At 68.3% G+C, this 25,070-nt stretch carries 28 protein-coding genes; 13 read left to right on the top strand and 15 right to left on the bottom strand.

Annotation, left to right across the window (positions count from 1 at the left end; all coding sequences use genetic code 11):
- Positions 1–7: 7 nt before the first annotated feature.
- The 3 genes from RU09_RS12490 to RU09_RS12480 form a co-directional block, all read right to left on the bottom strand.
- Positions 8–997, bottom strand: a complete 990-nt coding sequence (locus RU09_RS12490; RefSeq protein WP_042541001.1) for an aldo/keto reductase — start codon at positions 995–997, stop codon at positions 8–10.
- A 68-nt stretch (positions 998–1,065) separates the two neighbouring features.
- Positions 1,066–1,392 carry a hypothetical protein gene (locus tag RU09_RS12485; protein ID WP_156145926.1) on the bottom strand — a complete coding sequence of 109 codons (327 nt, stop codon included), beginning with the start codon at positions 1,390–1,392 and terminating at the stop codon, positions 1,066–1,068.
- Positions 1,393–1,453: 61 nt separating this feature from the next.
- The gene (locus RU09_RS12480) at positions 1,454–1,774 is read right to left on the bottom strand and encodes a DUF952 domain-containing protein (RefSeq protein ID WP_052492964.1); all 321 of its coding nucleotides are present in this window, start codon (positions 1,772–1,774) and stop codon (positions 1,454–1,456) included.
- Between the two features lie 52 nt (positions 1,775–1,826).
- Here RU09_RS12480 and RU09_RS12475 point away from each other — a divergent pair, with 52 nt between their 5' ends.
- From RU09_RS12475 to arr, 4 genes are all read left to right on the top strand, one after another.
- Positions 1,827–2,399, top strand: a complete 573-nt coding sequence (locus RU09_RS12475; RefSeq protein WP_042540997.1) for a TetR/AcrR family transcriptional regulator C-terminal domain-containing protein — start codon at positions 1,827–1,829, stop codon at positions 2,397–2,399.
- A 113-nt stretch (positions 2,400–2,512) separates the two neighbouring features.
- Complete coding sequence (locus tag RU09_RS12470; RefSeq protein ID WP_042540995.1) at positions 2,513–2,749, top strand: hypothetical protein; 237 nt, start codon at positions 2,513–2,515, stop codon at positions 2,747–2,749.
- Positions 2,746–3,000 carry a hypothetical protein gene (locus RU09_RS12465; protein ID WP_042540993.1) on the top strand — a complete coding sequence of 85 codons (255 nt, stop codon included), beginning with the start codon at positions 2,746–2,748 and terminating at the stop codon, positions 2,998–3,000. Before RU09_RS12470 ends, RU09_RS12465 begins: the two co-directional genes overlap by 4 nt.
- 316 nt (positions 3,001–3,316) lie before the next feature.
- Positions 3,317–3,727 (top strand): NAD(+)--rifampin ADP-ribosyltransferase, encoded by a 411-nt coding sequence (gene arr / locus RU09_RS12460; RefSeq protein WP_042541074.1) that lies wholly within the window; start codon positions 3,317–3,319, stop codon positions 3,725–3,727.
- Between the two features lie 164 nt (positions 3,728–3,891).
- Here the strand turns inward: arr and RU09_RS12455 are convergent, their stop codons facing one another.
- From RU09_RS12455 to RU09_RS12425, 7 genes are all read right to left on the bottom strand, one after another.
- Positions 3,892–4,653, bottom strand: coding sequence for a Pr6Pr family membrane protein (locus RU09_RS12455; RefSeq protein ID WP_156145925.1), 762 nt, complete (start codon positions 4,651–4,653; stop codon positions 3,892–3,894).
- 40 nt (positions 4,654–4,693) lie between these two features.
- The gene (locus RU09_RS12450; RefSeq protein WP_042541072.1) at positions 4,694–5,647 is read right to left on the bottom strand and encodes a sugar kinase; all 954 of its coding nucleotides are present in this window, start codon (positions 5,645–5,647) and stop codon (positions 4,694–4,696) included.
- Entirely contained in the window at positions 5,644–6,312 is a 669-nt protein-coding gene (locus tag RU09_RS12445) for a bifunctional 4-hydroxy-2-oxoglutarate aldolase/2-dehydro-3-deoxy-phosphogluconate aldolase (protein WP_231567569.1), read from the bottom strand. The genes RU09_RS12450 and RU09_RS12445 overlap by 4 nt, the downstream gene beginning before the upstream one ends.
- 34 nt (positions 6,313–6,346) lie before the next feature.
- Positions 6,347–7,573: a D-mannonate dehydratase ManD gene (gene manD, locus RU09_RS12440; protein ID WP_042540987.1), complete on the bottom strand. Its 1,227-nt coding sequence runs from the start codon at positions 7,571–7,573 to the stop codon at positions 6,347–6,349.
- A gap of 81 nt (positions 7,574–7,654) precedes the next feature.
- Positions 7,655–9,046 carry an MFS transporter gene (locus tag RU09_RS12435; RefSeq protein ID WP_042540985.1) on the bottom strand — a complete coding sequence of 464 codons (1,392 nt, stop codon included), beginning with the start codon at positions 9,044–9,046 and terminating at the stop codon, positions 7,655–7,657.
- A 50-nt stretch (positions 9,047–9,096) separates the two neighbouring features.
- Positions 9,097–10,101, bottom strand: coding sequence for an L-idonate 5-dehydrogenase (locus tag RU09_RS12430; RefSeq protein WP_042540983.1), 1,005 nt, complete (start codon positions 10,099–10,101; stop codon positions 9,097–9,099).
- Complete coding sequence (locus RU09_RS12425; RefSeq protein ID WP_231567567.1) at positions 10,098–11,627, bottom strand: mannitol dehydrogenase family protein; 1,530 nt, start codon at positions 11,625–11,627, stop codon at positions 10,098–10,100. Before RU09_RS12425 ends, RU09_RS12430 begins: the two co-directional genes overlap by 4 nt.
- Positions 11,628–11,778: 151 nt before the next feature.
- Between RU09_RS12425 and RU09_RS12420 the strand changes: the two genes are divergently transcribed.
- The 3 genes from RU09_RS12420 (at position 11,779) to RU09_RS18955 (ending at position 13,334) form a co-directional block, all read left to right on the top strand.
- On the top strand, positions 11,779–12,744 hold the full coding sequence (locus tag RU09_RS12420) for a LacI family DNA-binding transcriptional regulator (protein ID WP_042540981.1): 966 nt from the start codon (positions 11,779–11,781) through the stop codon (positions 12,742–12,744).
- Between the two features lie 70 nt (positions 12,745–12,814).
- Positions 12,815–13,075: a type II toxin-antitoxin system prevent-host-death family antitoxin gene (locus RU09_RS12415; RefSeq protein ID WP_042540979.1), complete on the top strand. Its 261-nt coding sequence runs from the start codon at positions 12,815–12,817 to the stop codon at positions 13,073–13,075.
- Between the two features lie 121 nt (positions 13,076–13,196).
- Positions 13,197–13,334, top strand: a complete 138-nt coding sequence (locus RU09_RS18955) for a type II toxin-antitoxin system RelE family toxin (protein ID WP_231567565.1) — start codon at positions 13,197–13,199, stop codon at positions 13,332–13,334.
- Positions 13,335–13,379: 45 nt separating this feature from the next.
- Here RU09_RS18955 and RU09_RS12405 read toward each other — a convergent pair whose 3' ends face one another.
- Positions 13,380–13,808: a MerR family transcriptional regulator gene (locus tag RU09_RS12405; protein WP_042540977.1), complete on the bottom strand. Its 429-nt coding sequence runs from the start codon at positions 13,806–13,808 to the stop codon at positions 13,380–13,382.
- Between the two features lie 116 nt (positions 13,809–13,924).
- Here RU09_RS12405 and RU09_RS18950 point away from each other — a divergent pair, with 116 nt between their 5' ends.
- Both RU09_RS18950 and RU09_RS18945 read left to right on the top strand, forming a co-directional pair.
- The gene (locus tag RU09_RS18950) at positions 13,925–14,650 is read left to right on the top strand and encodes an SDR family oxidoreductase (protein ID WP_042540975.1); all 726 of its coding nucleotides are present in this window, start codon (positions 13,925–13,927) and stop codon (positions 14,648–14,650) included.
- Between the two features lie 45 nt (positions 14,651–14,695).
- Positions 14,696–15,106 carry an MOSC domain-containing protein gene (locus tag RU09_RS18945; RefSeq protein ID WP_331452327.1) on the top strand — a complete coding sequence of 137 codons (411 nt, stop codon included), beginning with the start codon at positions 14,696–14,698 and terminating at the stop codon, positions 15,104–15,106.
- 40 nt (positions 15,107–15,146) lie between these two features.
- On the opposite strand, the gene RU09_RS12390 is transcribed toward RU09_RS18945, so the two are convergent.
- Both RU09_RS12390 and RU09_RS12385 read right to left on the bottom strand, forming a co-directional pair.
- Positions 15,147–15,773 (bottom strand): response regulator transcription factor, encoded by a 627-nt coding sequence (locus RU09_RS12390; protein ID WP_042540973.1) that lies wholly within the window; start codon positions 15,771–15,773, stop codon positions 15,147–15,149.
- Positions 15,770–16,954, bottom strand: a complete 1,185-nt coding sequence (locus tag RU09_RS12385; RefSeq protein WP_042540971.1) for a sensor histidine kinase — start codon at positions 16,952–16,954, stop codon at positions 15,770–15,772. Before RU09_RS12385 ends, RU09_RS12390 begins: the two co-directional genes overlap by 4 nt.
- 164 nt (positions 16,955–17,118) lie before the next feature.
- Here RU09_RS12385 and RU09_RS12380 point away from each other — a divergent pair, with 164 nt between their 5' ends.
- Together RU09_RS12380 and RU09_RS12375 are read left to right on the top strand one after the other, a co-directional pair.
- Positions 17,119–18,189 carry an FtsX-like permease family protein gene (locus RU09_RS12380; protein ID WP_042541066.1) on the top strand — a complete coding sequence of 357 codons (1,071 nt, stop codon included), beginning with the start codon at positions 17,119–17,121 and terminating at the stop codon, positions 18,187–18,189.
- Positions 18,186–18,881: an ABC transporter ATP-binding protein gene (locus tag RU09_RS12375; RefSeq protein ID WP_042540969.1), complete on the top strand. Its 696-nt coding sequence runs from the start codon at positions 18,186–18,188 to the stop codon at positions 18,879–18,881. The genes RU09_RS12380 and RU09_RS12375 overlap by 4 nt, the downstream gene beginning before the upstream one ends.
- A gap of 7 nt (positions 18,882–18,888) precedes the next feature.
- Here the strand turns inward: RU09_RS12375 and RU09_RS12370 are convergent, their stop codons facing one another.
- Positions 18,889–19,884, bottom strand: a complete 996-nt coding sequence (locus RU09_RS12370) for a hypothetical protein (RefSeq protein WP_042540967.1) — start codon at positions 19,882–19,884, stop codon at positions 18,889–18,891.
- Between the two features lie 9 nt (positions 19,885–19,893).
- A complete protein-coding gene (locus RU09_RS12365) occupies positions 19,894–21,723 on the bottom strand; it encodes a substrate-binding and vWA domain-containing protein (protein ID WP_042540965.1) in 1,830 nt (609 codons plus the stop codon).
- 77 nt (positions 21,724–21,800) lie between these two features.
- Between RU09_RS12365 and fdhD the strand changes: the two genes are divergently transcribed.
- Complete coding sequence (fdhD, locus tag RU09_RS12360; protein ID WP_042540963.1) at positions 21,801–22,685, top strand: formate dehydrogenase accessory sulfurtransferase FdhD; 885 nt, start codon at positions 21,801–21,803, stop codon at positions 22,683–22,685.
- Positions 22,675–25,038 carry an FdhF/YdeP family oxidoreductase gene (locus RU09_RS12355; RefSeq protein WP_197066059.1) on the top strand — a complete coding sequence of 788 codons (2,364 nt, stop codon included), beginning with the start codon at positions 22,675–22,677 and terminating at the stop codon, positions 25,036–25,038. Before fdhD ends, RU09_RS12355 begins: the two co-directional genes overlap by 11 nt.
- Positions 25,039–25,070: the final 32 nt, after the last annotated feature.

Raw genomic sequence — 25,070 nt, 5'->3', positions numbered from 1 at the left:
ACCTGGGTCAGAAACCCTCCGGCTCGCGAGGCGTATAGGCACTGGTGAGCGCTTCGAGCTCGGCGGGTTCGAGGTGGATGCTGACGGCCGCGACGGCATCCTCGATGTGACCCGCCTTCGTCGCGCCGACGATCGGCGCCGTGACCGCGCTCTGCTGAGCGACCCATGCGAGAGCGATCTGCGCGCGGGAGACTCCTCGAGCCTCGGCGACGCGAGCGACCGCCTCGACGATGGCGCGGTTCGACTCCTCTTCGCGGCGATACAGCGTCGCTCCGAAGGCATCCGTCGCGGTGCGTGCCGTCTTCTCGTCCCAGTCGCGTGTGAGCCTGCCGCGCGCGAGCGGCGACCAGGGCAGCACCCCGACTCCGGAATCGAGGCAGAACGGGTGCATCTCGCGCTCTTCTTCGCGCTGCAGCAGGTTGTACTGGTCCTGCATCGACACGAACGGCGTCCACCCGTTCTGCGCCGCAACGTGCTGAGCCTTCGCGAACTGCCATGCCCACATCGACGACGCTCCGATATATCGCGCCTTGCCGGAGCGGACGACGTCGTGCAGAGCCTGCATCGTCTCCTCGATCGGCGTCTGCGGATCCCATCGGTGGATCTGGTAGAGGTCGACGTGGTCGGTGCCGAGGCGCCTCAGGCTCGCGTCGATGCCCGAGAGGATGTGGGCGCGACTGAGCCCGGCCTGGTTCGCGCCCGGTCCCATGCGCCCGTGCACCTTGGTCGCGATCACGATCTCATCGCGGTTCGCGAAGTCGGCCAGAGCGCGACCGACGAACTCCTCGCTCGTGCCGTCGGAGTAGACGTCAGCGGTGTCGAAGGTGGTGATCCCGGCTTCGAGTGCGTGCCTGATCAGCGGGCGGCTGGCCTCTTCGTCGAGCGACCACCCGTGCGTGCCGCGATCCGGGGCGCCGAAGCTCATGCATCCGAGAACCACCGGGGAGATCCGGAGTCCTGAGCGACCGAGCCTCACGCTGTCTGCTGTGTCGAGCATCCGAATACTCCCTCGTGTCGTGGTCTGCGATCGATGCTCTCACGGTGCGGAGCGGTCAGGGGCGGCGGTCAGCTGAATCCGAACAGCACGAGCACGAGCGCGAACCCGATCGCCTGTCCGAGGAACATCACCCAGACGAGGAGGAGCACCGCGAACCCTCCCTCGACCAGATCGCCTCGCTTGACGAATGCGGCCAGGCCCATGGCGACGACGAGCAGAACCCATGCGATGCCCGGAACTCCGAGGGGGAGCCACTGGATCGTCCACAGCACCCCCGGAACGAGAGTCGAGAGGCCAGCGGCTGCGGCAGTCAGCCCGATCACCAGGATGATGACCTCTGCCGCGATCTCGATGCGCTTGTCTCGGCGCTCGGTGACCGTCATCTCGGTGTCCACGGTGGCGAGCCTAGAGACGGATGCTGGGAGCTCACGGCGACGCTCCCGGTGGCGCCGCGGTTCAGCGCGAGATCGGTGTCTCCGAGGCGACCACGCCACTCGTCATCGGCAGTGCGCCGAGGATGTGCGCATCGCCATCGACCCACTCGACGGCGATGCCTTCGGCGGCCAGACCCTCGGGGCGGATCGCGATGTCGAGGAGCGGCAGGGTGAGATCGCCGAAACGGGCGGCGACCACCGCGCCGAGCCGGTCGGCGGTCGTGGCGTGGATGAAACCGGCGTCATCGAGATGGACTCCCCGGGTCGAGACGACGTATTCGCCGAAGCCTCGGCTCATCTCCCAGTCGTCCTGGATGGCGATGTGGTGGATCAGGTCTGACACGGTGGACTCCTTAATGAAACGAGTGCGTAGCATTTATTGCTAGGGTCATCCTATGACGGGAAAACGAGGTCGGCCTTCCGCCGGTGAGGCGAACGCCCGAGACGAGAGAGTGGTCGACGTCGTCGTCTCTCTCCTCAGCGATGAGGGCTTCGAAGCGCTGACCTTCGATCGCGTCGCGGCCGACGCGCATGTCGCGAAGCGCACACTGTACGGAGTCTTCGGCGACCGCGCCGGCCTCGTGCGGGCGGCGATCCTCAGACAGCACGCCTATCTCGGCGAGGCGGGGGACGCGGGGGACGACCTTCGATCGGCGTGCCGAGCCATCCTGGCGCACCTGCTCGGAGACGAGGCGATCGGCATCCATCGTGCGATCATCGCCGCAGCTGCCCGGCATCCGTCTCTCGCCGTGGAGTTCTATGACGAGGGTCCAGGGCGCGCTCAGGGGTTCATCGCGTCGCACCTGCCGGCGGATGCCGTGGTGACGGCGGAATTCCTTTTCGCCGCGCTGCTCGGAGAACTCCACCGACGTCGGCTGCTCGGCCTCGCCGGACCGCCGACTCCGGCTGAGATCGACAGGCAGGTCGATGTGGTGCTCCGCTCGTCGGGTCTTCCTGTCGAAGCCTGACCCGGACCGGATCGGGCGGAATCCTCCCCGTCTCGAGGTCACCTGTCAACCGCCCTGCGCTCGCCGCGGATCGGACGGATCATTATGGTCCGGACGAATCAGAGGAGGGCACCATGTCGAACATCGACGCATTCGCCAACAGTTTCCCGCCGAACATGCCGGGAGTCCCCCCGGTCGACGACTTCACCGATGGGACGTTCCCCACCGACACCTCGCAGCCTGAGACACAGGGCGACGAGCCGCTCGAGGCCGAGCTCGGCGAGGACGGACAGGGCGACCTCGCCCCGGAAGACGAAGGCCTGCCGCACAGCGGCGATGCGCCGTCGGATCTGCGGGACGGCACCGAGTGACCAGCGACGGTGAGAAGTCCGGCAGGGATGTGAGCGGCGCAGAACCCTCCGAAGACGGGATCGCGGCGCTCATCGAGGATCGGGATGCCGACGACCCCGACCAGGTCGGGGAGATTCCCGCGGGCAATGCCGGCGCGGACTCCGGAGGGTCGGGTCCGGTGCGGGTCGATCCGTCCTCGGAGTCATCCGTGCAGGACGAGTCTGTCCACAACGACGAGCCGGGTGTCGGCACGCGTCGCTCCGGCGACTGAGCGACTGAGACAGGGGCTCCGTCGGGAGGAGGACTGCGCTTCGGGAGGAGAGAATCCGAGGATTCATCCTCCCCAGGCGCAGGTCTCCTCCCCACGCGCAGCGCGCTCTCCCCAGGCATTGCCCTCCCCAGGCATTGCCCTCCCCAGGCATTGCCCTCCCCAGGCATTGCCCTCCCCAGGCGCAGTGCCTTCTCCGGGCGCAGTGTCCTCCCCACGAGCAGTGCCTTCTCCGGGCGCGGATCTTCCCCTCACGTGCAGATCGGCGCCCGGGCAGAGTGCCCTTCCGCGGCATCCGGAGCAGTCGTAGGCTGTGCCGGTGAGCGACGCACTGGATGACGGGCCCTTCTTCCACGGCACCAAGGCGGATCTGCGCCCGGGTGACCTCCTGACGGCGGGGTTCGCGTCGAACTACCGCCCCGAGATCGTGATGAATCACATCTACTTCACGGCCGTGGCTGATGGCGCGGGTCTCGCCGCCGAGCTCGCGCCGGGTGATCGCGAGCCGCGCGTGTACGAGGTCGAGCCGACCGGCGACTTCGAGAACGATCCGAATGTGACGGACAAGAAGTTCCCCGGCAATCCGACCCGCTCCTATCGCAGCAGTGCGCCGTTGAGGGTCGTGCGCGAAGTGCTCGACTGGACCCGTCTCTCACCGGAGGCGCTCGCCACCTGGCGGGAGAGGGTAGCCGCCCTTCACGTCGACGATCGCGCCGAGATCATCAACTGACTCGGCGGCGAGGACGACACATCTGCAGGACTCGAGCACGGATGCGGGACAGACGCTCGAGTTCGGTCCTGCATCCGTGCTTCGCTCCTGCAGATGGAACAGCGGCCTCCCTCGAAGGGAACGGGCCCCGTGAAGGGACCGGAACCGTCAGGAGAGGGACCGGATCAGTGCCGTGCGACCCGTCGAGCGAGTGCGCCGAGCAGGCGGTCGATGATGACGAACACGAAGCCCACAGCGATGAGGGCGATCGTCAGGGCGATGATCCACTGGGCGACGCCGCCGAGACCGAGCGCGTCGACGTCCATGAAGGGGTACGGATACGTCTGGCCGGGCGTGAACTCTCCGCCGAGCGCTCCATAGGCGAACGCCCACGTCAGGTACGCGTAGGGGACGAGCGTCCACAGCAGCGGGTCGACCCACCGGAACGATCCCTTCGGCACGAAGAGCAGCCAGTCGACGATGACCAGCACCGGCGTGATGATGTGGATCAGGTTGTCGGTGAGCGAGAAGATCTCGGCGTCGCCGTCGGCGAACCGCGTGGGCACGAGCACGATCAGATAGATGAGCATCGTGACGGTGATCGCGAACATCACCGCTCCGCTGCCCCTGGCACTGGGCGTCGAGGTGCCGAACGGGCCGCTCTGACGCAGGTCTCGGATGGTCCGGACGATGAGGAACAGCACCCAGGCGAGACAGAGCAGATTGCTGACCATCGTGTAGAACAGCACGGTCGTCCACGAGGGGTCGCCGGTCAGGAGGTTGGCGTGCCGGATGACACCGGTGAGGATGACAGCCAGCGCCAGGAGTCGGTAGACGAGCGCGACCAGTCGGGAGTTCACCGCAGCGTGCGAGAACAGCGCTCTCCGCGCGGGCTCTGCATCGGGTAGGCCGGAAGCCGTGGACGGAGAAATGACGGCTTTGGACATCCTTCGAGGCTACGCGTTCTCGGGCTGCTTCAACGCCGGATCAGCGCCGCACCGGGTCGGAATCGCCGTCGACGAACCGCTCGAGATCGCGCAGGGTCGGAGCGGCCTCCCAGTCACCGGGAACCAGGCAGGCCATCGCGCCGCAGGCGTTCGCTCGCCGCAGCACGGCCTCGAGATCCTGGCCGTCGAGCAGAGCGCTGAGATAGCCGGCGACGAAGGCGTCGCCCGCACCCACGGTGTCGACCGGAGCGATCGTGAATCCGGGCGCGCCGACCACGGATCCGGCTGTGAAGACCGAGGCGCCGTCGGGACCCTGCTTGAGCACGGTCGTCGCGCACCCGGCATCGTGCAGTCGTGCCGCCGCATCCGCCACCGAGATCCCGGGATACAGGATGGCGAACTCCTCGGCGCCGCCGAAGACGACATCGGAACGCTCGGCGATGTCGCGCAGCGCCGGGCCCGCGACCGCGGGGGAGGCGAGCGCCGAACGGTAGTTGATGTCGAAGCTCACCCTGGTTCCGGCTGCACGCGCCCGGTCGATCGCGAGGTGCACGGCAGCCTCGGCCGTGTCGGACAGCAGGGGAGTGATGCCGGTGATGTGCAGCAGGGAGGCGTGTTCGACCCATCCGTCCGGCAGATCCTCCGGCCGCAGCCGGGATCCGGCCGACCCCGCGCGGTAGTAATGCACGGCGGTGGATGCCGCAGACGGGCGCTCCTTCACCATGAGGCCGGTCGCGGCATCCGGGTCGACGATCGCTCGCACGTCGACGCCGTCGCCGCGGATCTCCCGCGCGACGCGCTCACCGAGGGAGTCGTCGCCCACGCGTCCGAGCCACGACGTCGGGATGCCGAGCCGGACGAGGCCGATCGCGACGTTGCTCTCGGCGCCGCCGATGCCGAACGCCAGGGAGTTCGCGTGCCGCAGCGAGCCGATCTCGGTCGTGCGCACGAGCGCCATGGTCTCACCGAGGGTGACGACAGACGGCGAGGTCACGCGGAGTCCCGCGCGCACACCTCGACGAACGCGGCCGCGCGCTCGCGCAACGCGGCGAGATCGCCACCGTTGAACGCATCGCCGAGCAGCGGACCGCCCACGCTCACCGCGACCGCACCGGCTCGCAGCCAGGCCTCAGCACCCGCGAGGTCGACTCCGCCGGAAGGCACCGCGACGAGGTCGGGGAAAGGCCCACGCAGGTCCTTCAGATATGCGGGGCCGACCTGACCCGCGGGGAACACCTTGACCGCAGACGCACCCGCAGACCACGAGGCGAACAGCTCGGTCGGCGTGAGTCCGCCCGGGACGATCGGCACACCGGCATCCGTCGCCTGGGTGACGAAGTCGGTCGACGTGATCGGGGTGACGATGTACGCCGCGCCGACCTCGATCGCCCGAGCCAGGTCGGCCGTGTTGGTGACGGTGCCGATTCCGAGGTCGACCGTGTCGCCGAACCGCGCGAGCAGCTGGGGGAAGTGCTCGAACGTACCCGGAGTCGTGAGCGTGAGCTCGACACTGCGGATGTCGGCGTCCACGAGCACGTCGAGCACGGCGTCGTAGTCCTCCGCCCGCTTCGCCCGTGCCACGACGATCAGTCTCGAGTCGACCGTGCGCTGCGGCAGGGCGACCCGGCGCGGCTCGCCGGTCATGGCCTCACCAGTCATGGCCTCACCAGTCATGGCCTCACCAGTCATGGCCTCACCAGTCATGGACGGTCCCGTCGAGCAGACGGTTCACCGGCAGGTAGGCCTTCGTGTAGTCGTGGCCTGCCGCGGCATCCTCGTCGAGGTCGACACCGAGTCCGGGCTTGTCGCCGGGGTGCAGGAAGCCCTTGTCGAACGTGAAGGAGGTCTGGAACACCTCGAGCGTCTGCTCGTTGTGCGGCATGTACTCCTGGATGCCGAAGTTGTGGATCGCGAGGTCGAGGTGCAGCGCCGCGGCCATGCCGACGGGCGAGATGTCGGTCGGACCGTGGATGCCGGACTTGATGCCGTAGATCGCGGCGAAGTCGAGCAGCTTCTTCATGGCCGTGATGCCACCGGTGTGGGTGACGGCAGAGCGCACGTAGTCGATCAGGCGCTCGGTGATGAGGGTCTGGTAGTCGAAGACCGAGTTGAAGACCTCGCCGATCGCGAGCGGCGTCGTCGAGTGCTGGCGCACCAGGCGCAGCGCGGTCTGGTCTTCACCCGGGGTGCAGTCCTCGAGCCAGAACAGGTCGTAGGGCTCGATGTCCTTCGCGAAGCGTGCGGCCTCGATCGGCGACATCCGGTGGTGTCCGTCGTGCAGGATGCGCAGGTCGGTGCCGAAATCCTCGCGGATCTGCGAGAAGATCCCCGGCATGTGGTTGAGGTAGTTGCGGGTGTCCCACGTCTCTTCGCTGGGGCGGTCGCCCGAGCGCTTGGCGGGCTCGTAGTCGTAGCGCACGCCGGGGCCGGTGGACGAGACGCCGTAGATCTGGCCGAGGCCGGGCACGCCGGTCTGCACGCGCACCGCGGTGTAGCCGAGCTCCTCGTAGCCGGTGATGGCGTTCTTGAGTGCGGCGTAGTCGGTGCCCGACGCGTGGGCGTAGACGCGGACGCCCTCGCGGCTGGCGCCGCCGAGCAGCTGGTACAACGGCATCCCGGCCTTCTTGGCCTTGATGTCCCAGAGCGCCATGTCGACCGCGGCGATCGCCGCCATGGTCACCGGGCCGCGACGCCAGTACGGGCCGCGGTAGAGGTACTGCCAGGTGTCTTCGATGCGGTCCTCGTCGCGGCCGATGAGCATCGAGGCGACGTGCTCGGAGAGATACGAGGCGACGGCGAGCTCGCGTCCGTTGAGAGTGGCGTCACCCAGGCCGACGATGCCGTCGGAGGTCGTGATCTTGAGCGTGACGAAGTTGCGTCCGGGGCTGGTGATGTTGACGTCGACGATCTCGATGGTCATGTCGTTCTCCTGAAGAAGCGGGTCGAAGTGGGGGTGCGGGCGTTCGGGCGCCCGCACCCCGGGTCGTGATGAGCGGTTCGGTCAGATCGCGTCGCGGGGGTCCGTCAGATCGCGACCGGCGACCTCGGGCATCCAGATCGATGCGACGAGCGCGCTCAGGGTGAAGATGAACAGCATGATGATGATCGGGATGAACGAGCCGGTGACGGCCGACACCCATGCGGCGGCGATGACGGGGCCCGCACCGGTCGCGACGATGGCGGCGATCTCTCGTGCCATGGCCGTGAAGGTGTAGCGGTTGCGGGAGCCGAAGAGCTCGGGCAGCGTGAGGTTCTCGAGCGATGCGAAGCTCATCACCGCGAGGTTGTGCAGCACGACATAGCCGACGAAGACCTGCACGGTGTCCTTGCTGCTGATCATGAGGATCGTCGGGACGATGACGATGAGCGCGACGATCGACCAGACCATGTACATGCGCTTGCGGCCGAAGCGATCGCCGAGCCAACCGGACAGCGGCACGGTGATGAAGGCGACGAGCGACGAGACGATCACGGCGTTGACGCCGATCGAGCGGTCGAGCAGCAGCACGACGGTGATGTAGCTGATCAGGTACGTCTGGATCATGCCGGAGTTGCCGGCCTGGCCGAAGCGCAGCAGCAGCGCGATCGAGAACGCCTTCCACGGCTTGCGCTGCAGCGCCTCGAGAGTGCGGATGTCGTTGGTCTCGGTGGCGAGCTTCACGACCTCGTCGCGGGAGAGCGCCTTGCCGTCGACGACGTCGTCGCGCTCCTCGAAGACCGGGGTCTCCTTGAGGTTGAAGCGCACCCAGATCGCGAAGAGCATGATGACCGCGCTGGCGATGAAGGGGATGCGCCATGCCCAGGCGATGACCTCGTCTTCGCTGTAGGCGACGAGGAGGATGGCCCAGATGCCCGAGGCCAGCAGCGTGCCGCAGTTGGTGCCGAGGGCGACGAGCGAGGCGATGATGCCGCGGCGCTTGGCCGGTGCGTACTCGGCGAGCATGACGCCGGCACCGGAGATCTCGGCTCCCGCGCCGAAGCCCTGCGCGATGCGCAGCAGCACGAGGAGGATCGGTGCGAGCACGCCCACCTGGTTGTAGGTCGGCAGGAAGCCGATCAGGGTGGTCGCGAGACCCATCAGGAGGATCGTGTAGAACAGCACCTTCGTGCGGCCGGTCTTGTCACCGAGACGAGCGAAGAAGAACGCACCGACCGGGCGGGCGACGTAGCCGACCCCGTAGGTGGCCATCGCGGCGACCACGGCGACTGCCGGGTTCTCGGAGGAGAAGAACAGGTCGGCGAAGACGAGCGCGGCGGCCAGCGAGTAGAGCTGGTAGTCCATGAACTCGAGCGCCGTGCCGAGCCATCCGGAGATGGCGGCGCGGACGAGGTCTTTGACCGACCTCTTCTCGGCGGGGTCGACGGCGGTGGCCGTCGTCTGCGGTTCTGACATGGGAGGTACTCCTTCGGACCAGGAACAGGCGGGTGTCGGGTGGGGTGTCGCTAGAGGGAGAGCAGGACCTTCGCCGAAGCGGACGAGTTGCGGGCGAGCTCGAAGGCCTGGACGGCGTCGGATGCCGGGAGGACGTGAGAGATGACGGAGTCGAGGGCGTCGGACTCGGCCAGCAGGGCGACCGCGTCGTCGATCTCGGTGGAGAAGCGGAAGGCGCCGCGGATGGTCAGCTCCTTCGCGAGCATCGGGGCGAGGTTCACTCCGATATCGGCGTTCGGGAGCATCCCGACCTGCACGATCGTGCCGGCACGGCGGGCGGCGCGGACGGCCTGCGTGAGGGCGACTCCGACGCCGGAGCACTCGAAGACCACGTCGTACGACTCGTTGTCGATCGTGTCGCGGCCGACGAGCGAGACCTCGGTCGCGCCGAGGTTCTTCGCCCGATCGAGGGGCTCTTCGCGCACGTCGCTGGCGCCGACGACCGATCCCCCCGCGTTGACGGCGGCGGCCACGACGAGGAGGCCGATGGGCCCTGCGCCGATCACGAGCACGCGCTTGCCTGCGATGTCGCCGGCGAGGTTCACGGCGTGGATCGCGACGGCCAGAGGCTCGGCGAGGGCGGCGCGCTCGAGGGGAAGCGAAGCCGGAAGCACGCGGATCATCTGCTCTTCGACGATCAGCAGCTCGGATGCTCCGCCCTGACGGTGCGGGTTCGCCGCGGCGCTGCCGAAGTAGTCACCGCCGGGGCGCAGGTGCGGGCGGTCCTCGAGACCGGGCACCTCGGGGCCGTAGCGCGCGGGGTGCACGGTGACGGGGGTTCCCGGTGCGAGGCGACCTGACGGATCGAGGTCGACGACACCCGAGAGCTCGTGACCGGGGGTCAGCGGCTCCTGGATCGTGTACTCGCCGTTGGCGCCGTGGAAGTAGTAGTGCAGGTCGGATCCGCAGATGCCCACGTAGTTCACGCGGAGGCGCACCTCGCCGTCGCCGGGGGTGGGAACCTCGCGGTCCTCCCAGCGGATGTCTTCTTTGCCGTGGATGGCGAGAGCCTTCATGGCTGCATCTCCTCTGCGCCGGTGAGTGATGATGTGGTCTGGGATGCCGAGACGGCATCGGCGATCGCGGCATCGACGCCGCGTCGCTGGATGGTCTCGACGAGCTCGCCGACGCGGGTGATGAACGCATCCTGAGATCCGAGTTCATCACCGAACAGGTGCAGTTCGCCGATCACGCGCTGCGCGAGCTCGCGTCCGTCGCGAGCGCTCGCCGCGTATCCTGCGAGGCGTTCGCGGGCGCCGTCGGTCATCGCGGCGGCGTGCGGGCCGGGGTCGAAGCCCGGCAGGGGAGCGAGGCACGACAGGTAGCCGGCGACAGTCAGGGCGATCAGGTGCGGCATCCCGCCGTTGCGGATGGCGAGCATGGCCGGCTCGGGGATGCGCTGACGCAGCTTGACCGAGCCGTCGGTTCCGACCTGGCTGGTGCGGTGGCCGAGGGCGCTGTTGGCCCAGCGCTCGAACAGCTCGCTCTCGTAGGCGCGGATGTCGACGCCGGACGGCACCTCGATCGAGGGTTCGTACTCGTCACGCAGCACGGCGCGCGCGGCACTCTCGATGCCGTCGAGTCCGATCGCCTCGGGGATCGTGCCGACTCCGCTGAGCGCACCGAGGTAGGCGATGAGGGAGTGCGTGCCGTTGAGCAGCCGCACCTTCATCTGCTCGTAGCGTCCGACCTCGTCGGTGAACACGGCGCCGCCGGCCTCCCAGGCGGGGCGGCCGCCGGCGAAGCGGTCTTCGATCGCCCACATCGTGAAGGGCTCTGCGGGCACGGGGATGTCGTCGGTGGCGCCGAGCAGGGCGCTCACGCGGGTGCGCAGCTCGGCGGTCGTCGAGGGCACGATGCGGTCGACCATGCTCGAGGGGAACGAGACGGAGCGGTCGAGGAACGCGAGCGCATCTGCGCCCTCCGAGCCCGGCAGCTCGTGCAGGAACTCGCGAACGAGCTTCTCGGTGTGCGCGCCGTTCGACGAGAGGTTGTCGCAGCTGAGGATCGAGATCGGTGCGCCGCCGGCAGCGGCACGGGCCTGCAGGCCGCGGGCGAGCTGGCCGATCGTCGAGCGAGCGGCACCGCCACGGAGGTCGGCGCGCACGGTGTCGTCGTCGAGATCGAGGCGCTGCGTCGCGGGGGAGTAGCTGTAGCCGTTCTCGGTGACGGTGAGGGTCACGATGCGGATGCCGGGGTCGGCGATCTGCGCGATCACGCGCTCGGGCTGCTCGGCGCCGACGAACGCGTCGGTGTGCACGCCGGGGATGGTCAGCGACGTGCTGCCGGGGCTGATGGTCGCGACCGAGTAGAGCATGTCCTGCGCGTGCATCGCGTCGACGATCGAGCGCGAACGCGATGCGACGCCGACGATTCCCCAGTCGCCGCCGGCGGACTGGAGTGCTGCTGCGGTGTAGACGGCCTGGTGTGCGCGGTGGAAGCTGCCGAGTCCGAGGTGCAGGATGCCTGCAGCGGTCGGGGCGACCACGGGGGATGCGGTCGCAGAGGTCGTGCGGCGCAGGGCCGGTGCTGGGATGCTCACGCGGTGGCTCCTTCGCTCGGGGCCGCGCACCGCTGAGGGTGATCGGCGTTGATCGTCATGCAAATCAGTGTGCATCTTTTGTACAAACTTGTCAACACGTTTTACATCCGAGTGGGGGATCGTAGGATTGCTGCGAGAGCGGGAGGTGAAGATGGCAGCGACGCTGACGGACGTGGCACGACGAGCAGGCGTCTCGATCGCGACCGCCTCCCGCGCATTCGGAGAGCCGGATCGTCTCGCGCCGAACACCCTCGGTCGCGTCCTCGAAGCCGCGGGGGAGCTCGGCTACTCCACCCCGCAGTCAGCCACCGCGACCCGCACGTTCGGGGTCGTCGTGCCCGACGTGTCGAACCCTGTCTACGCGACGCTGCTCAAGGCGATCCAGGGGCAGGCGTGGCACGGGCGCCACCGCATCGTGCTGTTCGACGCCGATGAAGACCTGCGCCGTGAGCGCGAGCAGATCGAGCAGGCCCGCAAGCTCGACGGGATGCTGCTGTGCAGCCCTCGCCTTCCCGATGCCGACGTGCTCGAACTGGTCGGCGACACCCCCTACGTCGTGGTGAACCGCCAGATCGACGGCGCCCCCTGCGTGCTGATGGACACCGAGCACGGGCCGGCGCAGGCGATCGAGCACCTCGCAGCGCTGGGCCACACGCATATCGCGTACGCGGCGGGTCCTCGCGGATCGTGGGCCGATGTGCGTCGCGCCGACACCGTGGCCCGCGCATGCGAGCGCCACGGCATCCGTCTCACCGGCCTCAGCCACCACGCCGCATCCATCCAGGGTGGCCGAGCGGCCGCCGCCCCGGCCGCAGCGAGCGGTGCCACGGCCGTGATCGCCTACAACGACCTCGTCGCCCTCGGACTCGAGGCAGGACTGCTCGAGCTCGGCAAGCGCTGCCCCGCCGACATCAGCATCGTGGGCATCGACGACATCGACCTGGCCGGCGCGGTCACGCCAGCGCTCACCACGGTGCGGATGCCGATCGAACGCAGCGGTGCGCTCGCCGTGGATCTGCTGCTGCAGGCGATGAACGGCACGGCGATCGACGACGTCGTGACTCTGGGCTCGCAGCTGATCGTGCGCGCCTCCACCGCTGCTCCTTCCGCTTCCTGAGGGCCGTGTCTTCACAACAGCCGGCGAGGCAGAATGTCGGCATTATGTACATAAGTGATATTCTCGACATATGAACACGATCACCCGCAGCGTACCGTCGAAGGATCTGCGTGACAGCCTTGCCGATGTTCTCGGCGGGGTCGCTTATGGCTCAGAGCGCGTGGGCGTCACGCGCCATGGCAAGCTGACGGCCGTGGTGATCAGCGTCGATGACCTCGAGCTGCTCGAAGAACTCGAGGCGGCCCGCGACGCCGCCGAGTTCGCGGTCGCTCGAGCGGCTGATGATGGTCAGCGGGTGTCGCTGGATGAGCTGCGCGCAGAAGTCGCGTGACGCGCTTTCGGGTCGAGTTCACGACTGCGGCTGCCAGAGACATCCGCAAGCTCGACCCGCAGATTCGCCGACGGATACTCGGCGGGGTGGCCGATCTCGAGCACGATCCGCGTCCACACGGATGCCGCAAGCTGGCCGGTACGACAACGCCTGGAGAATCCGAGTCGGCGACTATCGGGTTCTCTACGAGGTCACCGATGAGCAGGTGCTCGTGACGGTCGTACGTGTCGCGCACCGACGCGCCGTCTACAACATGTGAGCGCCTGCCGCGGTCGCACCTGGTCGCTGAGGCCCTTCAGCGAGCTCAGATCCGGGCGTGCGTGGTTGCGGCCGCCTCGATGGTGACGTGTGGTTCCCACGCTGGATGCCGGAGGGCCGGGCAGTGTTCCGGCGTGGGGTTGTGGGCGGTGTCGATGATGAGGTCCAGGGCATCGCGGGCGGCCGTGAGCCCCTCGATGGCGCCGGTGATGCGATCGCGTTCCGCTGCCAGCAGGGCGAAGGCCTCCGGGGAACCGTGTCCGGTGTCGACGCAGGGCAGCAGCTGCGCGATCGTGCGGCTCGGCACCCCCGCAGTGAAGAACTGCTGAACGAGTCGGACGCGCTCAACGGCCGACGCGGCATACTCGCGCTGTCCGCTGGGCGTGCGCTCCGAGGCGAGCAGCCCCTGCTCTTCGTAATAGCGGAGCGCCCTCGTGCTGACCCCTGCCTGACGTGCGACCTCGCCGATCCGCATCCGTTCCTCCGTGTTCGTGACTGGGACTTGACCTTGACGTCAACGTCAAGTTCTAGCGTAGTGGTGTCGGCCCGATCGGGCCGGAGAGCGCAGAATCCCAGCGAAGCAAGGAACCCATGAACGTCACTGACCAGATCGCCCTCGTGACCGGAGCAAACCGCGGAATCGGCCGTCAGTTCGTGCTCGAACTGCTCGAACGCGGTGCCCGAACCGTCTACGCGACTGCCCGCCGCACCGACACGCTCGACTTCGACGACCGGCGCGTGGTGCCGATGCGGCTCGATCTGCTCGATCACGAATCGATCGTCGCGGCGGCCGGTGTGGCCCAGGACGTGACTGTCGTCGTGAACAACGCGGGGATATCCACGGGTGCCGGCCTGGTGACGGGCGACCTGCCGGATCTGCGCCGCGAGATGGACACCCACCTCTGGGGCACCCTCGACGTGATCCGCGAGTTCGCTCCCATCCTCTCTGCGAACGGCGGCGGCGCGGTCGTGAACGTGCTGTCGGCGCTGTCGTGGTTCGCGTCGCCGGGTGCCGGAGGGTATGCCGCCGCGAAGGCTGCGGCATGGAACATGACCAACGGGGTTCGGCTGGAGCTCGCCGGTCAGGGAACCCTCGTGCAGGGCGTGCATCTCGGTGCCGCCGACACGGATCTCATGGCGAACTACGACGGGCCCAAGATCGATCCTCGCGACGTGGCCCGTCGGTCACTCGACGGCCTCGCGGACGGTTCGATCGAGGTGATCGTCGACGACTGGAGCGCGATGGTGAAGGCATCGCTCGCGGGGGACCCCGCCGTGTTCTACGCCAAGATGACGGAACTGCTCGGCGCCGCCTGAGGTCGCGTCTGCGTCGTCTCACGATCAGCGGAAAGCCCGGCTGAGGTGCAGCATCTCTCCCGGGTTCGACGCGACCCCACGCAGCCCAATCTCCGCCAGGTTCATCTCATGCACCGAGAACTGTTCGATGAGGTCGACGCGGATGTCTCTCCGGGTGAACTGGGCGAGAACATCACCACCGAGGGGATCGATCTGCTCGCCCTCACCCGAGGAACGCTGCTGCGGCTGGGAGCGGACGCCGTGGTCGAGGTGACGGGGCTGAGGAACCCGTGTCTGCAGATCGATCGTTTCGAGTCTGGTCTGCTGAAGCAGGTCGTCGGGACCGACTCCGAAGGTCGCACGGTGCGCAAGGCGGGAGTGATGGGTGTCGTGGTCGCCGGCGGTGTCGTGAAGCCCGGCGATCTGGTCGTGGTGGAGATCCCTGCGGGGGTGGGTGAACCACTCGCTCCCGTGTGAGCACTCGATCCGGCCCGGATCTCCCGGGACGCTCCAGGCCTCAGCGGAGGATGCCCTTCCGGCGGGCCTCCGAGACCGCGGCGGTGCGTGAGCTGACGTCGAGCTTCGAGAAGATGTGCGCGAGATGCGACTTCACGGTCGTCTCGCTGACGAAGAGCCGTTCTGCCACCTCGCTGTTCGATCGCCCGGCGGCGACGAGCTCGAGCACCTCGATCTCGCGACTGCTGAGGCTGACGCGGGGCGCGCGCATGCGGTCGAGCAGGCGGGAGGCGATCACCGGCGCGAGCGCGCTCTCTCCGGCTGCCGCCGCGCGCACGGCGGCGGTCAGCTCATGCGGTGGGGCGTCTTTCAGCAGGTAGCCGCTCGCGCCGGCCTCGACGGCGCCGAGGATGTCGGCATCCGAGTCGTAGTTGGTGAGCACGAGAACGTAGGGCGGAGCCTCGAGCGCACGGATGCGTCGCGTCGCGTCCACGCCCGTGGCCTGGGACTGCGAGCCGAACTGCAGGTCCATCAGCACCACGTCGGGGTTCTCGCGCTCGGCGCAGGCGACGGCCTCGTCGGGTGTCGACGCTTCTGCGACGACCTCCAGGTCCGGTTCGAGGCCGAACAGGGCGGTGAGACCGGCGCGGACGATGGGGTGATCGTCGGCGATGACGAGGCGGATCATGCGAACTCCGTCAGAGGGAGGTCGACGGTGAGCGTCGTTCCCCGTCCTGGTGCCGCATCGATCTCGAGCCTCCCGCCCAACTGCTGCACCCGCTCGGCGGTGGCGCGCAGACCGAAGGAATCCGACTTCTCGGCGGTCCCCGGTGCAGGAATCTCCGCATCGAACCCGGTTCCGTCATCTTCGACGGTGAAGTGGAGGTGGTCGTCCTCGATGCCGATCGTGACCGTCGCCGTCTTCGCGTGAGCGTGCTGGATGACATTGGCGATCGCACCCTGGGTGATGCGCAGCAGGGCCGTCTGCAGATGCATGGGCAGGACGACCGTGTCGGACACCCGCACCTGCACGTCGAGTCCCTGCGTCGCCCATTGCGTGCGGGCCAGTCGGCGCAGCGCCCCGCCGAGGGTCTGGTCGTCGAGCTGGGGAGGCGTCAGCTCGCGGATGAACCGCCGCGCCTCGACGAGGTTCGCAGCAGCCGTCTCGCGAGCGAGCCTGATGTGCTCGATCCCCGGGCGCGCGTCGTCGGCGCGCTCTGCGGCATGCAGCAGCATCTGGATGCTGGAGAGTCCCTGCGCGAGCGTGTCGTGGATCTCACGGGCGAGGCGGGCGCGCTCTGCGAGGACGCCGGATTCATGCTCCCGCGCGGCGAGCTGTCCGCGGGTCGCGAGCAGCTCACTGACCAGCGCTTCGCGTTGCTGGGCCTCCTTCGCCAGAGCCTGGTAGCCGAGGCCGATCAGGAGTGCGACGCCGGCACCGACGAACGGGCCGACCACGCCGCCGACGCTCCACCCGCCGTGAATGCCGAGGGCGTACACCGCGACGATCGTCGACACGAGGATCGCGGCCGATCCCGCCCAGCGTCCCAGCAGGTGGAGGAACAGGAAGAACAGAGGGAAGACGAGATAGGCGGCATCGGCACTCTGCCAGAGCAACCCGAGCCACTCTGCCGAGAGCAGGGCCAACCAGACGAGTGACACGGGTCGTCGACCATGGGAGAGCCGGGCGAGCAGCACACCCGAGGCGTACGTCACGCCGACGATCAGTGCCAGCACGATCGCGGCGACGCTCGACTGCGACGGGTCGAGCACCGCACGGGCGATGACGACCCCCGTCAGGGCGAAGAAGAGGACGTGGAGGCCCGTCCGCAGACCCACGAACACCGGGGTCAGAGCGGTATGCGCCATGGATCGAACTCTACGCCGACGCACCGAGCGCGGCATCGTCCGAAAGGACGATCGAGGCGTACTCATCCTGGGCGGGGAACGCTCTCCGAGTGGCCGATGACCACGATGGCGCCGACGACGAGAGTGGAATGGTCGCCGCATCGGAGACAGGAAAGGCAACCGTCATGTTCGTCGCGTTACGCGATCTTCGCTTCGCCAAGGGGCGATTCATCCTCATCGGCTCCGTCGTCGCTCTCATCACCCTTCTCGTCGGGTTCCTCAGCGGCCTGACGGGTGGCCTCGCCATCCAGAACGTGTCGGGTGTGCTCGCACTGCCCGCTGAACGGATCGTGTTCTCCGCGCCGTCGGGTGGCGACGGCACGGCGAGCTTCGCCGACTCCACGATCACCGAGCAGCAGGCGAACGGCTGGGCGGCGACGTCCGGCGTGACCGACGCGCGCCCCCTCGGCATCAGTCAGACCCGCGCCGAGACCGACGACACCCGTGCTGCGATCGCGGTGTTCGGTGTCGAGCCCGGCTTCGACGCGGGTGCGCCCTCCGGGGACGGGCAGCTGCGCCTGTCGGTGCCCGCTGCGGACGCGCTCGGCGTGAAGGTCGGAGCGCAGATCGAGATCGCCGGCGTCTTCTACGACGTCGAGACGGTCGAGGGGGACGCGTGGTACAGCCATACGCCCGTCGTTCAGATGACCCTGCACGACTGGCAGGCGTACTCGGCATCCACGGGAAACCCCGATGCCTACGCCACGGTGCTCGCCGTCACGGGCGCCCCTGATTGGGATGCCGCGGATGCCGCGAACGACACGATCTCGGAGACGACCCTCGGATCGCTGACGGCGCTGAGCGCCTTCCGCTCCGAGATCGGTTCCCTACTGCTCATGGTGGCGATGCTCTTCGGCATCTCGGGACTCGTCATCGGGGCCTTCTTCACCGTGTGGACCATGCAGCGCAAGGGCGACGTCGCCGTCCTCAAGGCGCTCGGCGCGAGCACGCCGTCCCTGATCCGCGACGCGTTGGGTCAGGCGCTGATCGTGCTGATGGGGGGCATCGGCATCGGTCTGGGGCTCGTCACCGTGCTCGGCATGCTCGCCGGCACGGCCCTCCCGTTCCTGCTCAGCCCGATCACGACCCTCCTTCCTGGGGGCATCATGATCACCCTCGGCCTCGCAGGCGCCGCTTTCGCCCTGCGCTCCGTCACCTCCGCCGACCCCCTCACCGCCCTCGGGAGCAACCGATGATCCGCCTGAATGACATCACCCTGACCTTCCCCGACGGCGACTCCCGGGTGACCGCCGTGGACGGCGTCTCCCTCACCGCCCACCCCGGAACCGTCACCGGCATCACGGGCCCGAGCGGCTCGGGCAAGTCGAGTCTGCTCGCCGTCGCCGGCACCCTTCTGCGTCCGGATTCGGGCGAGATCCTCATCGACGGCAGCGATGTCACGGCCCTCGACCCGGCTGAGGCGACGCGTCTGCGGCGGGAACGGATCGGGATCGTCTTCCAGCAGCCCAACCTCATCCCGTCGTTGACCGCCCGCGAGCAGCTGAGCGTCATGAACGAGCTCGGGGCGCCGCACAGCCGGTGCGATCGCGCCACGGCGGCAGCTCGCGCTGATGAACTGCTCGCCGCGGTGGGCCTCGCCGAGCACGGCCACAAGAGGCCGCACCAGCTCTCGGGCGGACAGCGTCAGCGAGTCAACATCGCACGCGCGCTGATGAACGATCCGAGCGTTCTCCTGGTCGACGAGCCGACCAGCGCCCTCGATCAGGAACGCGGGGCCGCGATCATCGACCTCATCCTGCGGCTCACCGACGAACGGAACACCTCGACGCTGCTCGTCACGCATGATCTCGTGCACCTTCCGCGCATGCACGGGGTGCTGCACCTCGTCGACGGTCGTGTGGTCGACGCCGCCGTTCGGATGCGCTGAGCGGTGACTACTCCCCGGAGCTCTGCTTGAACTGACGCTCCCAGTCGCGCAGCTCGCTGCGACCGATGAGCGAGTCGAGCGACACCTGGAACAGCAGTCCCTTGCGGGCGTTGACCTGCTTGATGTTGTCGACGATCTGGGTGGTCACCGACGACAGCGCCTCGCGCACCTCGGAGATGCGCTCGTCGGGGGCATCCCACAGGTCGGGCCGGGTGAGCAGGTCGAGCAGGTAGTCGCGGTCGAGGGCCGCGACCAGGCGGGCGAGCTTGTCGGAGTACTCGGCCTCGGCCCGCACGCTCTGATCCTCGCCGGCCTTGGCGTCGAGACGGATGAACAGCTGCTCGACGTGCGAGGCGAGGGCGTCGATCCCCGCCGCCGTCTCGGCCGCCACCGGGCTGCCCGGCACTGCGGCGTAGTCGGCGCGGAGTTCACGCAGACGGTTCACTCGCAGACGGATGCCGGCGGGCACCGGGTCGATCGAGACGGCCGGGGTGCGACGTCGACGACGCGCGATCAGGCCGGCAGCGGTCACGGCGGCTGCTACGAGAACCACGCCTCCGATCACCAGCGGGATCACCGGCCCGGCGACACCGGAGTCAGACCCCGATGAGGTCGGGGTCTCGGCTGAGATCTCGGTCACGGTCTCGAGCAGCTGATCCTGCAGGCTGCCACCCGAGGACTCGTTCTCGTTCGCGATGCGCAGCGCGTCGTCGATCGTCGCCGATGCGGCCTGCAGGTCATCGCCGATCGCGACGATCACGGTCTGCTGACTCGCGCCCGCGGTGAGCTGTTCGAGGATGTAGGTGTTGTACGGGGTGTCGCGCGCAGCATCCCCCGGCAGCACGACCACCGCGATCGATCCGTCACCGGGAACGACCCCGGCGAGGGCGTCGGTGAGCGCCTGTCCGCCCGACACGTCGGGGTCGACGTAGATGTTCTGACCGGATATGCCTGCGACGGCATCCTCGAGCCACGGGTTGTTCGACGAGGAGAGATACGGCATCGCGAGACCTCAGAAGTTGTTGATCACGGAGGCGAAGACGAGGTCGATGCGTTCGGCGTCCGAGGCGTCGAAGAGCTGTCCGCCCGTCACATCCGCGATGCGCTGCAGTGCCGAGGTGTCAGCACCCTCTCCATACGCGATCGGGAATATACGCACGGGAGCGTCATCTCCGCCCTCCTTCGTGCTCTTGCCGATCTTGGCGATGAGCGAGTCGAGCGAGGTGCTCGAGTCGGTGTCCTCGCCGTCCGAGAGCACCACGATCGCGTTGATGCGACCGGGTTCGGCCCGCTCGCTCATCGCCTCGTACGCGAGCAGGATCGAGTCGTAGAGCGGAGTGCCGTTGCGCTGCGCGTAGCGCAGGTCATCGAGCGACGAGTCGAGCTTCTCGCCGTCCGAGCCGAGCGCGCTCACGTCGCGGAGCACCTGGATGCCCTCACCCTCGTCGGAGGAGATGCCGGTCGTGAACGCCCAGACGCCGATCTCATCGGTGGAGCGGAAGTGGTTCAGCGTCGACTGCGCACCCTCGATCGCTCCGTCGAGGCGCGAGCGTCCGTCGCCGATCGGGTCGTCCATGGACCCTGAGATGTCGATGAGCTCGAGCACCGACGAGGGCTTGCGCACCTGCGTCCACTGGTCGATCGCCGTCGAGATCACGTCGACCTCGGGCTTCGGCAGCGTCACGGCGGGCTGAGCGGGATCGACTCCGTACTTCGGGGTGAACAGGTCGCCCAGCGGCACCGATTCGTCGAGCGGGCGGAAGCCGTACTCGGGCAGGATCTTCTGCGCCGCGGTCGTCTGCACGAACTCGGCGAAGGCCTCCCCGGCCGTGCGCTGCTCGGCCGTCACCCAATCGGCCCCGAGCACGGTGATCGGGTTGTCCGACCACATGGAGCCACCTTCGGGATAGACGGCGACGAGCTTGGTCTTCGGCGGCGTCAGGGTCTCGCCCGGCTGCACGGTGTGCGAGTCGGGGTTGCCCTGGTTGTAGTTCAGCAGCGAGGTCTCCTCCAGCGCCACGGCCGAGACGTAGGCCGAGCCGTTGGAGCCGTTCTGCGTCTCGTCATAGAGCGTCGAGAGCACGTTTCCGGTGGTGTCGCCGTAGTGGATGACGCACTCCTCGAACACCCGCGAGAAGTCCGCCGCGGCCTCGACATCGGCCGAGGTGAGTCCCTCGAGCTTGCCGGTCGCCTCGTACGACTGCATCAGGATGGTCGAGAGCCCGGTGGTCGAGGTGTTGGGGTTGGTCTTCGAGATCTTGAAGGCACCCCAGATGTCCTTGCCGACGCTGCCCCACCCCGCGGGGTCCTGGCAGAGGGTCTCGAGGTCGGTGATGCTGATGGGGGTGTTCGGCCAGCCGAGGGCCGTGGCCATCGGCTCGGGCATGCCGAACACGACGGGCGTGCGCGTGAACGACTTCGGTTCGCCCACGAGCCTGGGTGATGCGGCGGCCGCCACGCGATCGGTCCAGACGGTGGATGCCGGAGACCACAGGGTGGGCCAGAGCGACGTGTCGTCGCTCGGCCAGTCTTCGCCGGAGGTCAGGAAGCGCGTCGCGTTGCCGGACGACACGTTGGTCGGGCGCACCGTGGCGCACGTCTCGAGCCCCTCGTGCTCAGGTGAATCCTTGAACGCCTCGGCCAGCTCGTCGAGCATGTTGACCTTCTCAGACGAGGTGGCGACCGCGATGTGGGTGCAGCCGTCGTCGGGGAATCCCTGGCCGCCGTCGCTCGTCGTGCCCTGTTCGCCTCCACCGCCGGTGCACGCGGTGAGCGCCAGGGCGACGATCGCCGCCATGGCGAGGGCTGCGGGTGTCCGACGTGAGTTGCGAGGCGCGCTCATGGGCTTAGGGTACCCAGGTATCGGCCTCCCGATGACGTATCGATCCGATCCCGTGACCGCGGAGTACGCTCGCTGGTGTGGGGCGGATCACGACGCGGAGACCGATTCTGAAGCTCACCCTCGGCGAGGGTGCGAGCCGTCGCGCCGACACGCTGGCCGTCGAGGAGCCGCTGGAGATCCGCGTCGCGGGCTCGCCGCTCGCTGTCACGATGCGCACTCCAGGGCACGACGTCGAGCTGGCGGCCGGGTTCCTCGTGTCCGAGGGGATCATCGCCGAAGGCTCCGAGTTCCACTCGGCGATCCACTGCGGCGGCCCGGGCACGGGTGGCCAGGAGAACACGTACAACGTCCTCGACATCAGCCTGGCTCGCGGCGTCGCGCTTCCCGACCCCGATGCTGCCCGACGCTTCTACACCACCAGTTCGTGCGGCGTCTGCGGCAAGGCCAGCATCGACGCTGTGCGCACGGTGTCTCGCCATCCGGTCGACCAGGATGACGTGCAGGTCGATGCCGAGCAGATCGCCGCGCTTCCGGATCGACTGCGTGCGGAGCAGGCTGCATTCGACAAGACAGGAGGTCTGCACGCAGCGGCGCTGTTCGACGCCGACTCCGGTGAACTGCTCGTGCTGCGCGAAGACGTCGGGCGTCACAACGCGGTCGACAAGGTCGTCGGCTGGGCGCTGCTGAACGACCGGCTGCCACTGCGCCGGCAGATCCTCCAGGTCTCCGGTCGAGCCAGCTTCGAGCTCGTGCAGAAGGCCGCGATGGCCGGAATCCCTGTGCTCAGTGCCGTCTCGGCGCCCTCGTCTCTGGCAGCGGAGCTCGCCGAGGAGTCAGGGGTGACGCTCGCCGGATTCGTCCGCGGACGATCGATGAACATCTACTCGCACGCGCATCGGGTGCGCGTCGACGGCCACGCGTCGTCTGCTTACGCCGAAGAAGGGGCACAGCATGCTCGATGACCGGGGAACAGCCGGAACAGCGGGAACCGCCGGAACGGCCTTCGGGCTGATGCCCGCCGAGCCGCGTCAGGGCGGCTACGGTCCGCGCACCGATCGGCCCTGGTCGCGCAAGCCGTACGGTCACCCCGCCGCCGGCTGGGGCGCGGCGGTGTCGGTGGGTCGAGTCGTGCTGAGGGAGAGCGAGCCGATCGCCGGTCCCCTCGCGATGCTGCAGATGAACCACGCGGTCTCGGGCTACGACTGCCCCGGATGCGCGTGGCCGGACGACCCCGGCAATCTGAAGCTCGACATCTGCGAGAACGGCATCAAGCACGTCACCTGGGAGATGACGCGCAAGCGGGTGGATCGTCGGTTCTTCGCCGAGCACACCGTCACGGAGCTCGCGACCTGGCCCGACTTCGATCTCGAAGACCAGGGGCGCCTGACCGAGCCGATGGTCTACGACGCGGCGACTGATCACTACGTGCCGATCTCGTGGGACGACGCGTTCGCGCTCGTCGGCGACGAGCTGCAGGCACTGGACAGCCCCGATGAGGCGTCGTTCTACACCTCCGGGCGGCTCAGCAACGAGGCCACGTTCCTCTACCAGCTGATGGTGCGCGAGTACGGCACGAACAACCTGCCCGACTGCTCGAACATGTGCCACGAGGCCTCCGGTCGCGCGCTCAAAGCGTCGATCGCCACCGGCAAGGGCACGGTCGACCTTCACGACTGGGACGACTGCGACGCGCTCTTCGTGCTCGGCGTGAACGCGGCCTCCAATGCTCCGCGCATGCTCACCGCGCTGGCGGATGCCGTGACGCGCGGCGCCCAGGTCGTGCACGTCAACCCGCTCGTCGAGGCTGCCGCCACCCGCACCATCGTGCCGCACGACTTCGTCGACATGGCGCGGTTCAAGGCCACGGGGACGAGCACCATGAACCTGCAGGTGCGTCCTGGAGGCGACCTCGCTCTCATCAGAGGCATGTCGAAGGTCGTCTTCGAGGCCGCCGCCACCGACCCGTCGGTGCTCGACACCGGGTTCCTCAGCACCCTCACGAACGGGGTCGAGGCGTACCGCGCGCTGGTCGACGCCACCTCGTGGGACGACCTGGTCGCGCAGTCGGGCCTCAGTGAGGAGCAGATCCGAGAGGCTGCCGCGGTCTACCTGGCGTCGGAGCGCACGATCATCAGCTGGTGCCTCGGCGTGAGCCAGCACGAGCACGGCGTCGACACCGTGCGCGAGATCGTCAACCTGCTGCTGCTGCGCGGCAACATCGGGCGCAAAGGCGCCGGTCCCTCACCCATCCGCGGGCACAGCAACGTGCAGGGCAACCGCACCTGCGGAATCGACCACCACCCCACGGACGCCTGGCTCGACCGTCTCGCCGACGCCTGCCGCATCGATCCGCCGCGGCATCCGGGACTCGACACCGTGCGGACGATCGAGGCCATGCATGACGGACGCGTGAAGGTGTTCGTCGGCATGGGCGGCAACTTCGTGCTCGCGGCTCCCGACACCCCGTTCACGGCGCAGGGGCTCGAGAAGTGCCGCCTGACGGTGCAGGTGAGCACCAAGCTCAACCGCAGTCACCTCGTGCACGGCGAGAAGGCGCTGATCCTGCCCTGCCTCGGTCGCACCGAGCGCGACCAGCAGGCTCAGGGCCCGCAGGGCGTCACGGTCGAGGATGCGATGAGCATGGTGCACCTCTCGATGGGGCGCAAGCAGCCGGCATCCGCGTATCTGAGGTCGGAGCCGGCGATCATCGCCGGGATGGCCAAGGCGACGCTGCCCCACACGGCCACGCCCTGGGATTGGTATGTCGGCGACTACGACAACATCCGCGATGTCATGGCGAAGGTGCTGCCCGGGTTCGAGGGGTTCAACGAGCTGATCCGCGACAGGCACGGATTCCGGATCCCCCAGCCGGCGCGGGAGCGGGTGTTCGAGACCCCGTCGGGTCGTGCCGAGTTCTCGCACGCGCCGCTGCCGAACGTCATCCCCGAGTCGTCCGAGACCCTGGTGCTGCAGACCATGCGCTCGCATGATCAGTGGAACACCACGATCTACTCGAACGACGACCGCTACCGGGGCGTGAAGAACCTGCGAGAGCTCGTGTTCCTGCATGAGGACGACATGCGCGACCGCGGTCTCGTCGAGGGCGACCTCGTCGACATCGTGTCGACCTCGAGGGACGGATCGACGCGGATGCTGACCGCGTTCCGTGCCGTGCCCTACGACCTGCCACGCGGCAGCGCCGCCGGCTACATGCCCGAGATGAACGTGCTGATCGGACGCAAGGACTTCAGCGTGCAGAGCGACCAGCCGCTGATGAAGAGCATCCAGGTGACGGTCTCGCGCACCGGTTCGTGACCGCGCTCGCCGCGGGCTGATCCCGGTCCGGT

Origin of the sequence: Microbacterium sp. MEJ108Y (assembly GCF_000834175.1) — a bacterium.
GTDB lineage: Bacteria > Actinomycetota > Actinomycetes > Actinomycetales > Microbacteriaceae > Microbacterium > Microbacterium forte.
This window is presented reverse-complemented; position numbering and strand designations above follow the sequence as displayed.